Annotated in this window: 2 protein-coding genes and 1 pseudogene; all 3 read left to right on the top strand. The window is 63.9% G+C overall.

Going from position 1 to position 2872, the window contains the following annotated elements; genetic code table 11:
- Positions 1–210, top strand: a pseudogene (locus ACOVRJ_RS16525) (hypothetical protein); the annotation flags it as partial.
- 184 nt (positions 211–394) lie between these two features.
- Positions 395–1780: a group II intron reverse transcriptase/maturase gene (gene ltrA, locus ACOVRJ_RS16520; protein WP_422044931.1), complete on the top strand. Its 1386-nt coding sequence runs from the start codon at positions 395–397 to the stop codon at positions 1778–1780.
- A 494-nt stretch (positions 1781–2274) separates the two neighbouring features.
- Positions 2275–2872, top strand: a 598-nt coding sequence (locus tag ACOVRJ_RS16515; RefSeq protein WP_422044930.1) for a reverse transcriptase domain-containing protein, incomplete at its 3' end; no start/stop codon positions are given.

The following is a 2872-nucleotide window of genomic DNA, read 5'->3' as shown; positions in this document are numbered from 1 at the left end:
TGGGCGCACACCTGCGGGTGCAAGTCCCGCTGCGAGCTGGTCACAGTGAGCAAAGTGAAGCGCAACTGCGTGAGGGTGACCGAGCGTGGGGAGGAAGCGTGGAGCGTAAATCGCGAGCCGATGAACAAGAACCGCATAGAAGGCGTTGCCGAGCAGGGCGAGTGGGCCAGAAACCACGAAGCTCTTGTGACCAAAGGCGAGGCGGCGTAGATGCGGCGGCTGTGCGATGAAGGTGTGCGTTCTTACCTGGGGAGATCTCGCCTTGCGGGTGAAAGCCCGACGGCTCTGCCGGAGCGAGAAGTCAGCAGAGGTCGTAGTAGCGGGAGCCGGGGCCGATGAGGCCAGAAGGTGAGCGCGAAGGACCGAACGAGAGCGAGTGAGCGAGGACAAGGAGATGTCAAAGGCCATGCGTCAGATGCTGGAGCGATCCGGGCGGGTGAGCGTAGCGCACGGTGAAGCCGTGCACGATCTCATCAGCGACGAAGCCTGCGGCCCGCTCCTTGAGCACCCGCACACAGGGTCGGCAAAGTCGAAGGCGGGCACTGGTGGCCTGCTGGAAGTGGCGCTGACGAGACAGAACCTGCAAGCCGCCTGGAAGCGGGTCAAGGCCAACAAGGGTGCCGCCGGGGCGGATGGGCTCGACATCGAGCAAACCGCCCAGCTGATCCGCCAGAACTGGTCCGACATCCGCCAAGAGCTGCTGGCAGGGCAGTACCGGCCCAGTCCGGTACGCAAGGTGATGATCCCCAAACCGGACGGAAGCCAGCGCGAGCTGGGCATCCCCACGGTGCTGGATCGGCTGATCCAGCAGGCACTGCTGCAAGTGCTGCAACCGCTGATCGACCCCACCTTCAGCGATTACAGCCACGGGTTTCGTCCGGGCAGGCGGGCGCACGATGCGGTCAAGGCCGCACGGGCGTACGTCCAGTCGGGCAAGCGCGTGGTGGTGGACGTGGACCTGGCCAAGTTCTTTGACCGGGTCAACCACGACATCCTGATCGACAGGCTCAAAAGGCGCATTGATGATGCCGGGGTGATCCGGCTGATCCGGGCGTACCTGAACGCCGGGATCATGGATGGCGGGGTAGTGGTAGATCGCCACTTGGGCACGCCGCAAGGCGGGCCGCTCAGTCCGCTGCTGGCCAATGTGCTGCTGGACGAGGTGGACAAGGCGCTGGAGGCGAGGGGCTACAGCTTCGCGCGCTACGCTGACGACTGCAACGTCTACGTGGGCAGCATCAAGGCTGGCGAGCGGGTAATGGGCTACCTCAGAAAACTGTACACGGGCTTGAAGCTTCAAATCAACGAAGCCAAGAGCGCAGTGGCCAGCGCCTTCGGGCGCAAGTTTCTGGGTTACGAGCTGTGGGTGGCCAAGGGCAAAGAGGTCAAATGTGCGGTGGCCTACAAGGCACTGGACAACTTCAAAGCTCGCATCCGGCAACTCACGCGCCGCTCGGGAGGGCGCAGCATGGCACAAGTGGTGGAGAAACTGCGGCCCTACATGCGGGGCTGGAAGGCTTACTTCGGGATGGCGCAAACGCCACGGGTCTGGCGAGAGTTAGACGAGTGGCTGCGCCACCGGTTGAGGGCGATCCAGCTCAAGCACTGGAAGAGGCCCCGGGCGATCTATCGGGAACTGAAGGCGCTGGGTGCGAAGGAGAACGTGGCGCGGCAAGTGGCGGTGAACAGCCGCCGCTGGTGGCGCAACAGTGACCGGCTGCTCAAGACGGTGCTGACGATTGCGTACTTTGATGGGTTGGGAGTGCCAAGGCTGTCGTGACCTCAAGCTCTCGAACCGCCCGGTGCGGACCCGCATGCCGGGTGGTGTGGCAGGGGTGCCTCCTACAATGGAGGTCCCCTATGCCGATGTGCGCCCAGCATGGGCGCACACCTGCGGGTGCAAGTCCCGCTGCGAGCTGGTCACAGTGAGCAAAGTGAAACGCAACTGCGTGAGGGTGACCGAGCGTGGGAAGGAAGCGTGGAGCGTAAATCGCGAGCCGATGAACAAGAACCGCATAGAAGGCGCTGCCGAGCAGGGCGAGTGGGCCATAGACCACAAAGCTCTTGTGACCAAGGTGAGGTGGCGTAGATGCGGCGGTTGTGCGATGAAGGTGTGCGACCCTTACCTGGGGAGATCTCGCCTTGTGCCTGAAAGGGCGACGGCCATACCGGAGCGAGAAGTCAGCAGAGGTCGTAGTAGCTCAAGCCGGGGCCGTTGAGGCCACAAGGCAAGAGCGAAGGACCGAACGAGAGTGAGTGACCGAGGACACGAGGATGTCAAAGGCCATGCGTCAGATGCTGGGGCAACCCGGGCGGGTGGGCGTAGCGCGGGGTGAAGCCCGGCGTGATCCAGCCAGCGACGAAGCCTGCGGCCCGCCGAGTGAACACCCGGGCACAGGGTCGGCAAAGCAACGGGCAGGCACGGGTGGTCTGCTGGTGGCGGCGCTGACGAGACAGAACCTGCAACGGGCGTGGAAGCGGATCAAGGCCAACAAGGGTGCTGCTGGGGTGGATGGGCTCGACACTGAGCAAACTGCCCGGATGCTGCAAACGAGATGGCTGGACATCCGCCAGGCGCTGCTGCAGGGCACATACCGGCCCAGTCCGGTACGCAAGGTGATGATTCCCAAGCCGGACGGTAGCCAGCGAGAGCTGGGCATCCCGACGGTGACAGATCGACTGATCCAGCAAGCACTGCTGCAAGTGCTGCAACCCCTGATCGACCCTACCTTCAGCGACCACAGCCACGGGTTTCGGCCTGGCAGGCGTGCGCACGATGCGGTCAAGGCCGCGCGGGCGTATGTGCAGGCGGGCAAGCGCGTGGTGGTGGACGTGGACCTGGCCAAGTTCTTTGACCGGGTCAACCACGACA

Source organism: Roseateles sp. (assembly GCF_049240545.1).
Classification (GTDB): Bacteria; Pseudomonadota; Gammaproteobacteria; order Burkholderiales; family Burkholderiaceae_C; genus Paucibacter_A.
Note: the sequence above shows the minus strand (reverse complement) of the source record. Positions and strands in the feature narration are given on the sequence as shown.